This is a genomic window from Algivirga pacifica, from assembly GCF_039543525.1.
Lineage (GTDB): Bacteria > Bacteroidota > Bacteroidia > Cytophagales > Flammeovirgaceae > Algivirga > Algivirga pacifica.
Window position 1 is genome coordinate 108540 of the sequence record NZ_BAABJX010000033.1, and the last position, 16918, is coordinate 125457.

Consider the following 16918-nt stretch of genomic DNA (forward strand, 5'->3'; position numbering starts at 1 on the left):
GACACCCTTACTTTTTACTTTTTACCTTTTACCTTTTACCTCATTCTTTATCTGCCTCCACTACATCCTGCATAGTCTTTTGATCTCTTAGGGTCATCAAGCGATCCATGTTGAAATTACGGGTAAGCTGATAAATCACTTCTTCTGCAGACTCATACCCTATTTCATAAAGCTCCTGTGCTTTCTGAAAATCAAAGGCTCCAAAATGAGATGCTTTCTCTGGCTCGATGACAAGATCACAGGTGGCGAGTCGATTTCTAACAGTTTGCCATACTGCCAGACGATAACAGCGCTCTGCAATAGATTTAACTCCACGCACTTCTTCCATAGGGATTACGGCATTAACGAACACTCCTATCACCCTTTTACAAGAATCAAATAAAGGCTCTACAGGCATGTTATTCGTCAACCCTCCATCCACATAGGTAACACCATTGATGTATTGAGGCTGAATGATCACAGGGATGGAAGCTGATGCGACCACATACTGAAATAAAGGTCCTTCATTATAAATCTCATGATGTCCCGTATTCATATTCGTCACACAGACATTCATGGGCTTTTCTAGTGCTGAGAAGTCATCCTTGCCAATATACTCTTCTAAAATACCATATAGTGCATCCAGGCTGAGCCCTCCCAAACGCCTCAAGTTAATAGAAAAAAGGTTGCCAAATCGTTTGTCTTTAGCCAGGGATAAGATCTCTTTAGGCTTATAGCCTGCACAATAAAAGGTTCCTATAATGGAGCCCATACTGGAACCTGAGACCATGTCCACACCAATGCCGTAATCATCCAGGGCTTGCAATACTCCTATATGGGCCAATCCTCTGGCGCCTCCCCCACTGAGGGCTACGCCATTATTATATTGTTTGTGCATGTATTAATTAGGTTATTTAGGTTAGAATGTTAATGAATATAAAAAAAATGAGGAATTTCTCCATTCATTTCACGCTCTTAAATAGATAACCCAATCTCACTATACAATCTTATAGATCTCCTGAATCTCTTGCAACTTCTTCTTAAAGTCAATATTGAGATCTTTCAATACCCCATCAGCCACACCGTATACCCAGCCATGCACGGTAGGGAAACCTGTATTCCCATAAGATTTTTGTACAAAAGCTGTTTTTAAGACATTCGTCACTTGCTCTTCTACATTCAGCTCTACCAAACGATTATAACGGGCATACTCATCTGTAATTTCATTCAGTTCATCTTTACGCAAACGATACACATCCCGAATATGACGTAACCACCCATTCAACTGCCCCAAATCCTCCTGTAACATTGCTGCCTTCACACCTCCACAACCATAATGCCCACAGACCACGACATATTTTACCTTCAGGTGTTCCACGGCATACTGTATCACTGCCTGTACATTTGCATCGGTATTGATGACCAGGTTCGCAATATTTCTATGTACAAAGACATCTCCAGGCTCTACCCCCATGATATCGTTGGCAGGCACACGACTATCTGAGCAACCAATGAATAAAAAGTCCGGATTTTGCTCCTTTGCCAGTTTCTTAAAAAAGTCTTTATCTTTTTCCAGCTTACTCTCTATCCATTTTTTATTATTCTCAAATACTTCGCTATAACGATCCATAAGTATTGTTTTTTTATCAATTAAGTGGTTATTTCTTGATAGAGCCTGTTGTACACACATAATAATAATACAGCTTCGATCTGATATTTCCCAACAAAAACCCACTATCCTATCATGACCTTTTACGCTTTCTTCGGCCTTATTTTCATTGGCCTTTTTCCATTCTTAGCAGCTGCACAGGATAGTACCTACCAACATACTTCTTTTGAAAAAGGGATGTGGATCTCAGGTTTATCAGGAAGCATTCAGTCGGGTTCCACTACGGACAAAAATTCCAATACGCTTATCAGCAACCAGTTTACCTTTCAGAGTCAAAGTGCCTACTTCTTTGCCAATCGTCTTGCCATTGGATGGAACATCTCTGGAAGTGGTGTAAACAACAATGATGGGCAACACCAAGAAAATTCTATTTTTGCTCTAGGCCCCTATAGTCGATATTACTTACATCAAAACCCTTATGGAGGTATGTTTGCCGAGCTAGGTGCTCAATACGTAACACTCAGCGATCGGAGAACTTCCTTAGGATCTTCCATCTCATTAAATGAAATTTCTCGCCTAAGGGGGTTTGGCTTCATCACGGGTATAGGGTATACTTACTTACTCCATAAAGGCATTGGCTTTGACATTCGCATGATGTATCAAGGAGCCTGGATGCGTGGAGACAGAACCAATCTAGACAATGAAGAAAGGGAAAACCTAAAGGCCTATGTAGGGCAAATTCTATTTCAGTTTGGATTCACGATCTTTATTAATGAGTTTTTCTTCTAACCTCCCCCATTCCTACGCTACTATGAAGAAATTTCTTATTCTCGCATTACTCTCCTTATACTGCTTAAATAGCTATGGACAGCAGAAATCTGGGGAACAACTGATCAAGAGTGATACCCTCTCTTTAAAGAAAGTACAACTACTGGCATTACCGATTCTTTTTTACACGCCAGAGACACAATTAGCTTTTGGTGCTGGAGCAGAAATATTTCTTCTCCGAAAGAAGAATCGTTACAATAGTCGTATTTCTTCCATTATGTTTGGGTTAATTTTCACTACTCAAAAACAAATCACCTTAGATGCTAAACCGGAAATCTATATACAAGACGGAAACTATCTGCTGGATATTGACTTCAAGTACAAAATATTCCCCAACTCCTTTTGGGGATTAGGAAATGACACGCCACAAGATGCTGAGGAAAGATATAATATGAAGTCCTTTGAGATACAAACTGCCTACCTCAAGCGACTCCCTCCCTATATGAATTTTGGCATAGAGTACATTTTTCAATCCCATGAAGTCACCGAAGTAGTAGAAAATGGGTTATTAGCCGCAGAAGACATTGTCGGGAATACCTCTATTCGAAATAGTGGATTTGGCTTTGTATTCAATCTGGATAATCGCAATTCTAACATTGTTCCTCAATCGGGGTATTTCCTAGAGTATAATGCACAGTTTTATAATGAGTCTTTTGGCGCTGACACCAACTTCTACAAATATTATTTTGACTTACGAAAGTATTTCTCCCTAAACAAGAAAAGTGTCATTGCCCTACAGCTTTACACCGAGCTCTCTTTTGGCACGGTCCCTTTTCAATTAAAAGCATGGTATGGAGGAGCCGAAAGAGGTAGAGGATATTTCCGGGGACGCTTCATTGATAATCACATGATCTTGACGCAAGCAGAGTATCGCTTTCGTTTCCTACCTCGTTGGGAAGTTACTGCTTTCGGCACGGCAGGAGAAGTAGCAGCACTCCCTAGCGACTTTATAAGTGACTTGAAAGGCTCCTTAGGCGGTGGGCTACGCTTTCAGGTGAATAAAAAAAGCCCCACCCTTATACGATTGGATATAGGCTTCGGGCAAGAAGGAAACCAAGGTTTTTATATAGGAGTGAATGAAGTTTTCTAGCAGAAAGACAGGTATTAACAAATAGAATACCAGAATTCACCTGAAAGAATTATAATTATTCCTATATTTGTTAGCATTTTTTACTGAGGGAGAACGAACGAACAAACTACAGAACTATGCTTGAATCACTTAAGGCGTTAGATACGCTACGCATAAATTTTTCAAATGATGGGGTCTTTTTGGTCAATACCATCTTGGCTTTTATCATGTTTGGAGTGGCATTGGAAATCAAGCCTAATCATTTCAAAACACTGATCAAAAACCCTAAAGCTATGATTACGGGGATAGCATCACAGTTTTTGCTACTTCCATTTATCACTTTCTTATTGATCATGGCTTTCAATAGCTACATTACGCCGTCCATTGCCTTAGGCATGTTATTGGTGGCATCTTGCCCGGGGGGTAATGTTTCTAACTTCATGACCAACTTAGCCAAAGGAAATACAGCGCTATCCGTAGGGCTTACTAGTGTAGCGAGTATTGGTGCTATTGCTCTAACACCATTAAACTTTGCTTTTTGGGGAGAGCTTTATAATGGATTTATCAGTAGCCAAACCTCTGATCTTATCCGTCCTTTATCTATTGATGTGGTGCAGGTTTTCAAAACCATCATCCTCATCTTAGGTATTCCACTGTTTGCTGGATTATTGATCTCGGATCGTCTTCCAAAATTAACAGAGAAAATCATCAAGCCAATCAAAACAGCATCTGTTGTCATCTTCTTGGCCATTGTTGTGATTGGGTTTAGCAAAAATATCGATCTATTCCTTAATCATATTCACTACGTATTTATCATTGTCCTTATTCACAATGCAGTTTCTTTGCTTACTGGGTATGGCGTAAGTCGTTATATGGGATTGGAAACAAAGGATCGTCGTACGGTCACTATAGAAACTGGTATTCAGAACTCAGGACTAGGGCTAGCACTTTTATTCAATCCTGCAGTATTTCCAGATTACCTTCCTATCGGGGGTATGATGTTTATTACTGGATGGTGGGGAATTTGGCATATTATCTCTGGACTAACGGTCGCAGGGCTATGGTCAAAGCTTTCTCCTATTAAAGAAAAAGTAGCCGCTTAATTTTACCGTTTATCGCTTATTGTTTGTTGCTTATCGTTTATTTGTTTTTCATTAATGGCATCCAAGCATAAGCGATAAGCAACTTATTACAAGAAGGGAAGATTTTTTATACTATGAATAAGCAAATCGGGGATCACTCAAGGATCTATGGTAGCTTAAAAAAATTGATTGCCTTAGCGCATAATCAATATTACTACCGTAAAGTAAGTATTGTTGGAAGGGAAAACCTTCCAAAGAAAGGAGCTGTGATTCTAGCTCCCAACCATCCTAATCACCTGATGGACCCTTTGGCTGTGTTGTTTACAACCAAGGGGCAGCCTGTTTTTATGGCGAGGGCCGATATCTTCAAACAAGGCACCATAGCAAAAATTCTTACCTTCCTGAAAATATTGCCTATTTACCGTATTCGGGACGGCTTCAAAACAGTCACTGATAAGAATGACCTGGTATTTGAAATTGCCAAGGATCATTTAATAAAGGAACGCACACTGGTCATCCATCCAGAAGGCAGCACAGAAGGGACCAAGCGTCTAAGAGGCCTGAAAAAAGGTCTGGCTAGATTGGCTTTTCAGTCTAGTGAAGATACTGACCATACTTTGGATCTAAAAGTTGTACCTGTAGGTATTGACTACGGTAGCTTTAGTAAACAGAGTACGGATTTGCTGGTACAATATGGAAAACCTATTGACCTAAAGGATTATATCTCCGAATATGAGGAGAATCCTGTGAAGACCATCAATCAGTTTACTAAAGATGTTCAAGCGGAAATGAAGGAACTACTACTTCACATCCCTGATCAGGAGGTCTTCGAAGTTGCGAACCTCTATGAACGTAAACTCCTGCATCAAAAATCTCATTTGGAGCGTATCCAAGCGACACAACAGTATGCAGATCACCTTAAGGAAATCAAAGAGCAGCAGCCTGAGCCTTGGAAAAATATACAAGCTAAGGCCAATAAACTGACCGTTTTACTCAATAAAATGGGAGTAAAGAAACGTAATATCGGACAGTTCTTGACACCTATGAGTATCAAAAAAGGGATTGGAAGTATACTCTCAGCTCCTTTATTTCTTTGGGGAGTCTTACACCATATCATCCCCTTATTCCTATCTCATAAAGTAGCGAGTACGTCCAAGGACAAGGATGCTTATAGTATGTTCCGTTTTGCGGTATCTCTATTAAGCTTACCATTGTTTTACAGTATTTATACAGGCATCATCGCTTCGGTAACAGATACCTGGGAAGTGACACTAACCTACGCACTCTCTCTTCCTCTATCAGGGCTGTTTGCCAATAAAATGAGGTATCACTTTGAGCATACTTACTTCCGTATGAAATGGTATTGGACAAAGGCATTCAATAAGAAAACAGCCAAGGCTTTATTGGAAGAAGAAAAGGAATTGACAGAACTGATCTATTTGGCAGGGAATAAGAAACAGCTGGCGGCTTCTTGATAGAACTGGAGGCTGGAGCCTCCAAAGTGCTTTTGGGTCGTAAGCTGGAGCTTACGACCAGTTGAAGGCAGTGGAATTGAGCAAAGCTCGATTCAACTGCTTTCAACAACATTTTTTACCCTCCAATACGGTACCTTAGCTGTAAGTTGTGGTTGACCATATCTACCTTATTGATTATAAACCCTGATTGTTGTGCTAACTCATCCTGACTCCTTTTATAAGCCATAAGGTATTCTAACTTCCATCGTTTTCCGAGATTTACAAAAATATCAAAATTCAGATGTTCATACGTTGGCATCGCATACTTGTTATTAATAGCTTCTGAAGGGTGGTTTCTCCAATAGTATCCATATCCTGCAATCATTGTAAGCTTCCATTGAGTAAATTCCCACTGTCTACTGAGTTGTAACATCAATGCTTCTGAATTAGCTGTCCCTTCACTTCTTTCTCTCTTTTGAAAGGTAAAAAAGGCTTCTTTCCCCCATTCCCTTGGAAAAAGAAAACGACCATCTCCTCGAATGATATTACCATTAAGAGTTAGCTTCCAACCTCTATACGCTGCTCCTAATCGTGTCCCCACCATATGGATCACACTATTATTGTCAAAATACCTATTACTCAACTGCTCATTTCCACCCTCTCCAATTTGGTGCTGCAAAGCATACTGCGCACCCAAAGTCCACTTCCAGTTAAAGGAGGATTTATTCCAAATTAAGGTAGTGTAAGGCATATGCATGATGTTGTGTACCCAGTAATCCCATAATTCCCACTTGACACTCTTATTAGGAGTATAATTCATATTTCCAATCAAGATCAAATTGGAGTGTGTATGATCTCTATATCCTGCTGCGTCTCCAGTAACACTTCTACCTGTTGGGTATACACCAATGCTCTCTCCTATCCCATAAAACCTGGAAGAGGAACGAGGTGCTATTCGCCAAATAGCACCTCCCTGTACCGACCATTTTTCTTTTCCAAACTTATACCATGCTCCTTCTACCAACGTAGGGATCATTCGTCCATCCTGCAAGTTGAGGAAAGGGGTATTCAAACGCATACGCCCTATACGTAGTTGCTGTGAATCATCTGCATACTTAAGGTATGCTTCTCCCCATAACAATACGGTTCGTTTACTAGGATCTTCGACATCCAGAAGTCCTATTTCGTAACGACTTCCCTTACGAGTTTCTATATCCTGTACAGTTAAGTCTTCAATCCCTAAACTTTGACTAAGATACAGTGATGTATACAAAGACCAGCCTTTATAAAACCTCGTACCATACCCTACACGTCCTCCTGTAGTCAAAGCTTGAAAGTTCTTTAACTCCTCTGTATTATCTGTAGCCATATAAAATGATCGCCACTCTCCTTCTATATTTCCCTTTACAAGATTCCTCCATAAACTATCCTGCGCTGCACTAAACATAGAAACTCCCATCAATAGAAAAAGTAGGTAAGTCTTTTTTCTATTATTCACATTCTTCATCATTGATTTAATTTTTCTAGTAAGTCTACAATAATTAGGGCAACTTCTGTTAATGGAAAGGACCGTATTTATGTTGTTCCGCAGACAAGTTATCTGCAAATGGAGGGTAAGGAGAATCCATTGGCTTTCTACTTAAGTCAGGGTAATCCTTTTCAGTATTTTCTTTAAGGGGTCTGGAGTGGGAGTTAATGTAGGCTGCAACATCAAATGCCTCTTCATCTGACAAAAGTGGTTTCTCATAGGTTGCTCCCAATGGCATATTCCCTTTTATAAAACGAGCAGCCGTTAATACTCTATGCATACCAGCACCATGATTGTAGCTATCCTCACCCCACAAAGGCGGGTAAATATATCCACCAATATCATTCGAAACTCCTTTACCCTCTTGTCCGTGACAGCTTTGACATTTTTTAGCGTAAACCTCTTTCCCTTTACCTAAATCTGCCTTTCGGTCAGGAACTTGAAGGGCTAAAAAACCCCTTCCTTCCAATTTGGTTCCAGTAGGTACCCCTTCACTTAACCACTTCATATAGGCTACCATTGCCTTCATTTCTTTCCCATCTTTTGGAAGCTTTTTGCCATTCATACTTCTCTCCATACATCCATTAATTCGCTCTTCTAATGTTCCTATCTTATTTTCTCTCCCTCTATACTGAGGAAAGAGTCCAAATAGTCCTACATAAGGTGCCGCAAACTTCTTCTGCCCTGCGTCCAAATGACAGTTTTTACACGCCAAGTTATTCCCTGCATAACGCATATCAGGATTATCCGCCAATGGCCCAATATGCTTATACGTTTCATTGATCAAGGTATACCCATACTTGATATATTCCTCTTCCAATGATTGCCCTAAACCACTGGTGTCCTTCACTATAAAAAATTCTTTCTTTTGGTATTGCTCTATCCCCTCTTCCTCTTGTCCATTCGGTAGTACAATACTAAAAATAGGCTTATCTCCGCCATCTCTTAATAGATACGCAGTACTGATTACTGCCGTAAAAAATAGTAACCCTACCATAAGTAGGATTAGTTTCGTCAACTTCACTATTGACAAAAGTGATGAATCCTGCTGTTTCATATGATAATAATTATAATGATGGTTGTTATGATTATCAATCAATTACTGATAGATATCATCATTACATGATGATATATACATACAAACATATATATATTTTATCATATGTGAAAAGTATCATATGTTTTTCTATCAAAAAAAATGAGTCATCCCGAATCCATATTTCGTAGATGACTCATATTCTATGAAGTCCTTTCACCTTTTTAATTCCAGAAACTAGATCAGGAATTCGTTTTCTAAATTCGACAAAAAAGGGTTGCTAATCCGAAGATCAACAACCCTTTCCGCGTACTTATTATATAAAATATATAATTAAGCTCTTTCTACGTTGATAGCGTTCAAACCTTTTCTGCCTTCTTTCAGCTCAAAGTTTACTGTATCACCTTCCTGAACATTGTCCACTAGACCTGTTACGTGTACAAAGTACTCCTCATTAGTTTGAGAGTCAACGATAAATCCAAATCCTTTAGATTCGTTGAAGAATTTTACTGTTCCTGTTTTCATAATAAACTTATTGAATGCGCTACTTTCAAGCGACATTCTGTAATAGAAATAAATAATATGCTGCAAAGTAGAGGAATGTTTTGCTTATTCCTATTTTTTCTTGAAATAATGTGCGTTAATATAGATAAATAGGACTTTTTCCTCCAAAAATCACTAAAAACGTCCGTTAACGGACGCAAATTTTACTTCATTCCTCATTCTTCATTCTTCATTCTTCATTAAAAACGTTACCCCACCATCACATGCTCTTCCGGATATTGGAAAGAGTTAGTATATACCCTACTACTCAAGGCCAGGGCCAAGGTTAATGTCCCTACCCTTCCGATATACATAGAAAGAATAATGATTACTTTCCCCCAACTGGAAAGGTCTCCAGTAATGCCCATACTAATGCCGGCCGTTCCAAAAGCAGATATTTGCTCAAATGCCAGTTCTAATATGCCAATATTCGCATTCCCCTCTTCGGTGATCGTCAGCAAGAAAATCGCCATCACATTATAGGTCATAGAAAACACCAACAAGGAATACGCCTTGCGGACCACCATAGGGGATATGGTTCTTCGATTGATAACAATATTTTTTTGACCTCTGATATCCCCTATAGCAGAAAGGACTAACACATAAAATGTCGTACACTTAATCCCTCCTCCTGTAGAACCTGGAGCCGCACCAATAAACATCAAGAACATCATCACGATGATCGTGGATTGCTTCATGCTTCCAAAATCCATCGTATTGAAGCCGGCCGTTCGGGTAGTCACCGACTGAAAGAAAGCAGTAATCAATGCTTCTGTGATACTCTTGTCTTGTCGCAGTTGTTCTATTTCCAAGAGCATAACAGCTATTGTTCCCAATATTAGTAGCAACACTGTAGACACGATGGTCATACGGGTACCTATCTTCCACCCTTTCCAAGGTTGTTTTAAACGCAACTTCAGCCTACTTGGAGATAATACATCCTCTATCGTTGTAAATCCCATACTCCCAAAGATAATTAGAACGGCTATTACCAAATGGAACCCATACATTCTACGGATATCGATTAACATCCCTTCTTGTATAAAAGCAGTAGTCTCATCAGAATACATATAGGTATTCAAACTATCGGAGAATAGGCTAAAGCCAGCATTACAGAATGCAGATATCGAATGAAATACAGAATAAAATATCTTATCCGAAAGACTATTAAACTGTAACTCCTCACTCCAGGATAAAAAGATGGCAACCCCTCCAATAAACTCAATAAGCAATGTCAAAAAGATAACCCTTCTGAGTAAAGAGGTAGCCGAAGACAAGTCTTCACTACTTAAAAAGTCTTGTATAATAGATTGATGTTTCAGGTTTACTCCTTTAGAAAGAAATGTAGCAAAAAAGGTAGCAAAAGAGACAATCCCTATTCCTCCTACCTGCGCCAAAAACAAGATCACTAGCTGCCCTTTAAAGGTAAAAAACTGCCCTGTGTCTACTACTGCCAAACCAGTAACACAAGAGGCGCTTACGGCTGTAAACAAGGCATCTAATAAAGGCATGCTATGCTGGGTAATCGTTGCCGTAGGAAGCATCAATAGAAAAGTACCTAACAAGATTAAAACTACGAAACTGAAAATAAAGGTTGTCGCAGGCTTAATATCCAAACGAGCAATGAGTGTAGATCCTTTGGCTACCTCTATCAGGATAAAAATAAGTAGGTAGACAGAAATATAATGTTGGTAGGCTAAATCTGTCATCGCTGAAGACTCCTGCAAATATCGTAAGATATTCACTCCCCCCACATAGCGAGCTACTCCATGAAACAATACGATGGAATTCACCAAGCCTTCTAGCCAAGTACTCCGAAGATAGGCCTTCCAGTGTAATGAGGTTACTACCCTTAGGGTATAAATAGTAGTAAAAATCGCAAAAATCCCATCTACGTTTCGCTCTACCCCTCGGATTTCCTCTTCCGATAGGTAAAACCCATAACGATATACCAAGGAAGCTATCCCCGCTCCCACCATGAGCCAAGAGATAAAATACAACACCGGATAGAGGTGCTGATTCCATCCATATATCGTCTTATTAAGCTGTCCTCTCATTTTTTTCAGTTATCAGTGAGCAGTGAGCAGTTATCAGTGAATAGTCCTCAACGATAAAACTCAACTGACCGAAGGTGCATCTCAACAGTATAAAGTCTACGCCATGTAATGGACTCAACAATTCAATAAAATTAATCAAATGACCGATTGATAAAATCATTCATTGGCTTTAACTGTTGGCACACTTCTAAAGCCTTATTCAAAAAATATTTTTGCATTACTTCTCTATCAGAGAAAGGGCGAAGTACCACGAAGCTCTTTAAACGGAGCAAGTCAATATCGGGATGATCCTTGGGGTATCCCTTGGGCGCAGTTTTCAAACGTTCTCCATAGATTTCTCCAAACGTTTTAACAAACTCCGGTTCTTCTATAATGGAACGAAACTCCTCTCCACAATAGTCTATCTCTTGTCGGATCTTCTTTAGCTCGGTAGCCGCTGGCATATAGGTTCCTCCTCCCACGAAAGAATTCCCAGGCTGCAAGTGTAAGTAATAGCCCGCTTGAATGCTCTTGCGTCCTCCCTCTTTAATGGAGGCTCCAAAGTTCGTTTTATAGGGTGTCTTGTCTTTACTAAACCGGGTATCTCTATGCAGACGGAATAAGCAATCCTTAGGAGTTAAACCCATAATGGCAGGATCAAACTGAGTGACTCCTTCAATCAAGGAAGCTACAACTTCCTGCACTTGCTTCTTTGCTTGTTGATACTGAGGTTTATGCTCTTGCATCCATTCCCTATCATTATGCAAAGAAAGGTCATTGAGAAATGAGAATATATCTTTCATGTTCGTCTGGGGTGGTGAGTTTGGAATTATGAATGATGAGTGATGAATTATAAGTTTAGAAAATTCACCTTCATCACTCCAAACTCATAACTAAAAAAAGCCTATTACCTTGAAGGTAACAGGCTCTTTTATGAATCAAAAGGCTAATTACTTGCCTACCGATTTACTTTTTTTTGCTTTCTGCATAGGATTTTGTCCTCTAGAAGCACCTCTGGCAGCCGCATCACGCTTGAAGATCTCAAACTTAGACATCTGTGGCTTACGAGGGAAATAGTTGTTTTCTGTATCAACATCCGCTGTTTCTCTGTGTGGATCCAATACAAACTGTGCTACTGGCTTGTCTGTTACGAATACCTTAGAAACATTCTTCTCGTTCTTCAACCAGATTTCTGCTGGAATACGCTCTTCTCTTGTAGAACCGTCCTCAAACTGCATTTCTACGATTACTGGCATTACCAAGCCACCTTCGTTCGCAAATTCGATTTCGTAATAGTATTTCTTTGCATTCATCAAAGCCTTCTCCTCTGATGACAGAGAAGCATAGTAACGCTTGTAAGCGGCTCTTTGCTCTGCTGTTACATCCAATGGATCATAGCTATTATAGAAGTCATTCAAACCTGGACGTTCTTCATTTCTCCTTTTCAGGTCAATCTTCTCGTTGATTTGTACCGTCATGTTTGGTCTACGAGAATCTCTCTCTTTCTTCAACTGTGCCATCTCCTTGTCAGGATTCTTAGAATCGATCACGAAAGGAGTTACCTCTGCAATGCTGATATCCACGTGGTCTGTGGTGTAGAACCAACCTCTCCAGAACCAATCCAAGTCAACTGCTGATGCATCCTCCATTGTACGGAAGAAGTCTGCTGGCATAGGGTGCTTAAACGCCCATCTTCTCGCATACTCTTTAAATGCATAGTCAAACAACTCACGACCCATTACGGTCTCTCTCAAGATGTTCAACGCTGTTGCTGGTTTACCGTAAGCATTATTACCAAATTGCTTGATCGCCTCTGAGTTGGTCATAATAGGCATGATATTGCCTTTCTCACCTTTCATGTAAGGAACAATGTTCTCTGGGTAACCTCTTCTTGAAGGGTAACCTTCTTCCCACTCTTGCTCAGCCAAGAACTGCATAAATGTATTCAACCCTTCGTCCATCCATGTCCACTGACGCTCGTCAGAGTTTACAATCATAGGGAAGAAGTTGTGTCCTACCTCGTGAATAATTACAGAGATCGCACCGTACTTGATACGGTCAGAGTAAGTACCATCCTCATCAGGTCTACCGTAGTTGAAACAGATCATTGGATACTCCATTCCGTTTGATGCCTCTACAGAGATCGCTACCGGATATGGGTAAGGAATCGTGTGCTTAGAATATACTTCCAAAGTATGTGCTACCGCCTCAGTAGAGTACTGACCGTAAAGCGGGTTAGCCTCTTTTGGATAATATGACATGGCCATCACCGTTTTACCTTCGATGTCAACACCCATGGCATCCCAGATGTATTTTCTTGAGCTACCCCATGCAAAGTCCCTTACGTTCTCTGCGTGGAACTCCCATGTTTTCATCTCTTTGGATTTCTTCTTCTCTTTCTTTGTCGCTTCTTTCTGAGAAACGATGACTACTGGCTTATCCGCTGTTTTTGACTTCTCGAACAATTTTCTCTGCTCCTCAGTCAATACTTCCTCAGCATTTTTCAACTCACCTGTAGAAGCTACGATGTGATCTGCAGGAACAGTCATTCTTACTTTGTAATCACCGAAAGGCAATGCAAACTCACCTGATCCTAAGAACTGCTTGTTCTGCCATCCGTTTACGTCATCATAAACAGCCATTCTTGGGAACCACTGTGTGATCGTGTAGATCGTATTACCATCTTTCTCGAAGTACTCAAAGCCACCACGGCCACCCATTAGGTTACGGTCGTTGATGTTGTAGTACCAATCGATCTGAACAGTGATTTGATCTCCTTGCTTCAATGGTTGCTCCAAGTCAATACGCATCATCGTTTTGTTGATGATGTATTTCATGTCTTTACCTTCCGCATCTTTTACAGCCTTAATCTTATGCCCACCGTCATAGTTCGGGAAGCCTTCCATCGCCTCAAATGACTTTACAGTCATCTTCTCTCTCATTTTTCCCTGACGGATTTTATAAGAATCAGAATCTGTCGCACGCATATTCTGGTCCAACTGCACCCATAGGTAAGTCAATACGTCTGGAGATTGGTTGGTATAGGTGATCTTCTCAGACCCATCCAAACGATGCTTATTCTCATCTAAAGTCGCATCGATCACATAATCTGCACGCTGCTGCCAGTATGCATGTCCTGGAGCACCAGATCCTGCACGATATACGTTAGGTGTAGGAAGTTTTTCGTCTAGTTGTTTAAACTTTGAATTGTTGTACCCTTCTTGTGCAGCAGCAACAGAGAAGGTAAGCATTGCCAATAGCAACGCCCAAAATTGCTTTTTCTTTTGACACAAATAGTTCATTTCCAAATGAATTGGTTTGTAAATAGTATAATAAAAAGTGATTGCAGTACTTGGTAAGTAGTCACATCAGCTTTAGCCAAGTCAGTCAAAGATAAAAAATGATTTACAGAAATTAACGATTCATTCATAAAAATCATTTTTCCTATTTCGAACGTGCCTATGACACGCCCCTATATTACATTTGGAATTTAAACCATTCTGTCCCTGCTCCAGCATACATAAAAGTCACTTTAGCATACAGTAAAGGCGCTACAGGTACCTGAAAAACAAAAGAGGTTCCTATGGACATTTTTGGTTTTTCTCCAAAAAGAGAAATAGGATCTTCACTTCCATTTCCCCAGTTCAGAAAATAAGCGTTTTCTACTGCCAACCAGTTCTTGTTAATCCAAGTGAAATGAGCACCCGCATAAGCAGAATAGAAGGACTTTCCATACAACTCACCAAAACGGATTCCCAACACATCTGAAGCTCCCTTACTAAACTGATACATGGGTTCAGCGGTGGTATATCCTGTTCTTCCCCAAAAGCTTAATTGCAGTAGCTTATTGTAAACCTTATGGTATTCTGCATTTAAAGTATAGGTCTGAAAACTTTTGGTATATGAATTCAAACCAATACTTGTAGCAATGGAACCACTCAAACGATACCCATTGCGGCGATGTCTTTGAGAATCAATCATCCCATATTGTTCAGAAAGACCTATAGTCAGGTAATCGTTCTGAATATCCCGAACCGTAATGGGGGCAATTTGCTCTTCCCCTTCCAATAATCCCAAGTTGCTTCTATGACGGCTATAACGTAAATCCAGGTCAGGAGAAAAACGGTACTCATAGTCCTTATGCCAAGGGTTTCCAATTTTGGTGTATACTTCCATTTTATCAAATGGTGCCAATAGCTGAGGTATATAGTTCACCTCTACGACCTGATTATTCTCATCCCGAATCACTTCCCGCTCCAGCTGTCTTCGCACCTCTTTCCCCGTCACAAAACCAAAACGGAGATACATATTCTTGTACATCAGCTGTCGTGGAAGAGTAAAATCAAAGTTCCATGAGGTGCCTACGGGTTGCTTATCCCAGGAAAGGCGGAAATAACTGTTACTTCCTAGAAAGTTCTCATCAGCAACTCCCAGCTGATAGCGGTAATCATCCTCACTACTATGATCCAACACAATCAAGGGATAAAACTTTACCGCATCCAACGCCTGAATGGTCAATATATTTTCTCCATTAACGTTGGTGATGTCGTATTTCACATCAGCGAAGTTCCCAATATTCCAGATTCGCTTGATGGAAGTATCCAGTTGCTTTTTGGTAATGGTCTCCCCTTCCTGAAAGGTTAGTTCATTTTTAACAATCAGATCCCAGGTCATCCAGTTACGTTTAACTTCCACCTTATGAATACTCACCGTGTCAGTGTCTGTCAGTAAAGACGTTTGTTGGGCATGAAGTGAAAAAGTAAACGCCCATAAAAAGAATGACAAAAACATTTTGCGCACGCACAAAATGCCTTGTCGGTGATTGAATAGAAAAGTCATTGAACGAAAGTTTAATAGGTAAAAAATCCGTTCAATATATTTAAAATTCTACGAAAAGAAGGACTTGAATGCTATTAAATAATGCTCTGAAAGAAAATAGGGAAATACGGATACCTGCCCACTTCATCAATCTACCTTATGGTAAACGGAGCCTTTTTCTGTTCTTTTGGCAAGTAAAATTATTTCTTTTAATTGAGTAATTGCCCATTTTTTTTCATCTGAAGAGGTAGAATCAAAGAAAATATATTGATCATCATCCCAATAAATAACTGCTTTATATATTGTCCGCGTTTTACGTATTCCAGACTTATTTTTCACTCTTTCGTATTTTTCTACTACTTGAATATTAGAGATATCCGCTATCGGTATGTTTTGTTGATCATTGCCAAAAATATGCTTTCTCTTAAAAACCAAATGGGACCCTTTCAATAGAATTTGCTCCACTTCTGTCAATGCGACAAGCATTGACAACACCATCAGCACCGTAGGGACAGAGACTACAATTGTTTGAAATAGTCCCCCCCTTCCTAAATAAACTTCCCAAATTAAAAGGAGCGAAACAGGAAGAAAGCAAGCTATCATAACTATCAATGTCCATAAGGATGCTGACTTAAACCGTTCATTCTGAAGTTCCATACGAAAGCCACGATCTTTGCGATCAAGATATATCCTCCCATATTGAAAATAATGTTTGTGATAACCTATCCCATATTCTTTCTCAATGCTATGTCCTACCCTGACGGCTTTGGCTTCTTTTTTAATCTCCTGGTCTACAAATTTAAATTTGTTGATATTTGCAGTAGTTTTGCAATGATTACATTTGATCCTTTTCCCCTTGGGAAGGGTACTTTCTTCGTATGTAAAAAAAGTGAAGCAAGTGGGGCAAGTTAAGTTCATCGTGTAAAGGCTATTAAT

Annotated in this window: 14 protein-coding genes; 4 read left to right on the forward strand and 10 right to left on the reverse strand. The window is 39.9% G+C overall.

The features are described from left to right. Positions 1-40: 40 nt before the first annotated feature. Both ABD985_RS11500 and ABD985_RS11505 read right to left on the reverse strand, forming a co-directional pair. Positions 41-877 (reverse strand): patatin-like phospholipase family protein, encoded by an 837-nt coding sequence (locus tag ABD985_RS11500; protein ID WP_345371846.1) that lies wholly within the window; start codon positions 875-877, stop codon positions 41-43. 99 nt (positions 878-976) lie between these two features. Next, on the reverse strand, positions 977-1609 hold the full coding sequence (locus tag ABD985_RS11505) for a carbonic anhydrase (protein WP_345371848.1): 633 nt from the start codon (positions 1607-1609) through the stop codon (positions 977-979). A 114-nt stretch (positions 1610-1723) separates the two neighbouring features. On the opposite strand from ABD985_RS11505, the gene ABD985_RS11510 reads away from it, so the two are divergent. The 4 genes from ABD985_RS11510 (at position 1724) to ABD985_RS11525 (ending at position 6042) form a co-directional block, all read left to right on the forward strand. Next, entirely contained in the window at positions 1724-2377 is a 654-nt protein-coding gene (locus ABD985_RS11510; RefSeq protein WP_345371850.1) for a hypothetical protein, read from the forward strand. Between the two features lie 22 nt (positions 2378-2399). Continuing rightward, positions 2400-3506 (forward strand): BamA/TamA family outer membrane protein, encoded by a 1107-nt coding sequence (locus ABD985_RS11515; RefSeq protein WP_345371852.1) that lies wholly within the window; start codon positions 2400-2402, stop codon positions 3504-3506. 116 nt (positions 3507-3622) lie between these two features. Continuing rightward, on the forward strand, positions 3623-4588 hold the full coding sequence (locus ABD985_RS11520; protein WP_345371854.1) for a bile acid:sodium symporter family protein: 966 nt from the start codon (positions 3623-3625) through the stop codon (positions 4586-4588). Between the two features lie 113 nt (positions 4589-4701). Then, on the forward strand, positions 4702-6042 hold the full coding sequence (locus tag ABD985_RS11525) for a 1-acyl-sn-glycerol-3-phosphate acyltransferase (protein WP_345371856.1): 1341 nt from the start codon (positions 4702-4704) through the stop codon (positions 6040-6042). Between the two features lie 115 nt (positions 6043-6157). Here ABD985_RS11525 and ABD985_RS11530 read toward each other — a convergent pair whose 3' ends face one another. From ABD985_RS11530 to ABD985_RS11565, 8 genes are all read right to left on the reverse strand, one after another. After that, complete coding sequence (locus tag ABD985_RS11530; RefSeq protein WP_345371858.1) at positions 6158-7519, reverse strand: OprD family outer membrane porin; 1362 nt, start codon at positions 7517-7519, stop codon at positions 6158-6160. A gap of 58 nt (positions 7520-7577) precedes the next feature. Next, positions 7578-8606 carry a c-type cytochrome gene (locus ABD985_RS11535; protein ID WP_345371860.1) on the reverse strand — a complete coding sequence of 343 codons (1029 nt, stop codon included), beginning with the start codon at positions 8604-8606 and terminating at the stop codon, positions 7578-7580. 312 nt (positions 8607-8918) lie between these two features. Beyond that, complete coding sequence (locus ABD985_RS11540) at positions 8919-9110, reverse strand: cold-shock protein (RefSeq protein ID WP_345371862.1); 192 nt, start codon at positions 9108-9110, stop codon at positions 8919-8921. Between the two features lie 227 nt (positions 9111-9337). Continuing rightward, positions 9338-11185, reverse strand: a complete 1848-nt coding sequence (locus ABD985_RS11545; RefSeq protein ID WP_345371864.1) for a TrkH family potassium uptake protein — start codon at positions 11183-11185, stop codon at positions 9338-9340. A 131-nt stretch (positions 11186-11316) separates the two neighbouring features. Further along, entirely contained in the window at positions 11317-11967 is a 651-nt protein-coding gene (locus ABD985_RS11550; protein WP_345371866.1) for a DUF2461 domain-containing protein, read from the reverse strand. Positions 11968-12114: 147 nt separating this feature from the next. After that, the gene (locus ABD985_RS11555; RefSeq protein WP_345371868.1) at positions 12115-14466 is read right to left on the reverse strand and encodes a M1 family metallopeptidase; all 2352 of its coding nucleotides are present in this window, start codon (positions 14464-14466) and stop codon (positions 12115-12117) included. A gap of 175 nt (positions 14467-14641) precedes the next feature. Further along, on the reverse strand, positions 14642-16003 hold the full coding sequence (locus tag ABD985_RS11560) for a BamA/TamA family outer membrane protein (protein ID WP_345371870.1): 1362 nt from the start codon (positions 16001-16003) through the stop codon (positions 14642-14644). A gap of 126 nt (positions 16004-16129) precedes the next feature. Further along, on the reverse strand, positions 16130-16900 hold the full coding sequence (locus ABD985_RS11565) for an MJ0042-type zinc finger domain-containing protein (protein ID WP_345371872.1): 771 nt from the start codon (positions 16898-16900) through the stop codon (positions 16130-16132). Positions 16901-16918 lie beyond the last annotated feature (18 nt).

Bases quoted from the DNA above. Each gene is read 5' to 3' on its own strand.
- ABD985_RS11555 (WP_345371868.1), bottom strand. From the start codon at position 14,466: ATGAACTATTTGTGTCAAAAGAAAAAGCAATTTTGGGCGTTGCTATTG.
- ABD985_RS11565 (WP_345371872.1), bottom strand. From the start codon at position 16,900: ATGAACTTAACTTGCCCCACTTGCTTCACTTTTTTTACATACGAAGAA.
- ABD985_RS11525 (WP_345371856.1), top strand. From the start codon at position 4,702: ATGAATAAGCAAATCGGGGATCACTCAAGGATCTATGGTAGCTTAAAA.
- ABD985_RS11520 (WP_345371854.1), top strand. From the start codon at position 3,623: ATGCTTGAATCACTTAAGGCGTTAGATACGCTACGCATAAATTTTTCA.
- ABD985_RS11535 (WP_345371860.1), bottom strand. From the start codon at position 8,606: ATGAAACAGCAGGATTCATCACTTTTGTCAATAGTGAAGTTGACGAAA.
- ABD985_RS11505 (WP_345371848.1), bottom strand. From the start codon at position 1,609: ATGGATCGTTATAGCGAAGTATTTGAGAATAATAAAAAATGGATAGAG.
- ABD985_RS11515 (WP_345371852.1), top strand. From the start codon at position 2,400: ATGAAGAAATTTCTTATTCTCGCATTACTCTCCTTATACTGCTTAAAT.
- ABD985_RS11500 (WP_345371846.1), bottom strand. From the start codon at position 877: ATGCACAAACAATATAATAATGGCGTAGCCCTCAGTGGGGGAGGCGCC.
- ABD985_RS11510 (WP_345371850.1), top strand. From the start codon at position 1,724: ATGACCTTTTACGCTTTCTTCGGCCTTATTTTCATTGGCCTTTTTCCA.
- ABD985_RS11560 (WP_345371870.1), bottom strand. From the start codon at position 16,003: ATGACTTTTCTATTCAATCACCGACAAGGCATTTTGTGCGTGCGCAAA.
- ABD985_RS11545 (WP_345371864.1), bottom strand. From the start codon at position 11,185: ATGAGAGGACAGCTTAATAAGACGATATATGGATGGAATCAGCACCTC.
- ABD985_RS11550 (WP_345371866.1), bottom strand. From the start codon at position 11,967: ATGAAAGATATATTCTCATTTCTCAATGACCTTTCTTTGCATAATGAT.
- ABD985_RS11540 (WP_345371862.1), bottom strand. From the start codon at position 9,110: ATGAAAACAGGAACAGTAAAATTCTTCAACGAATCTAAAGGATTTGGA.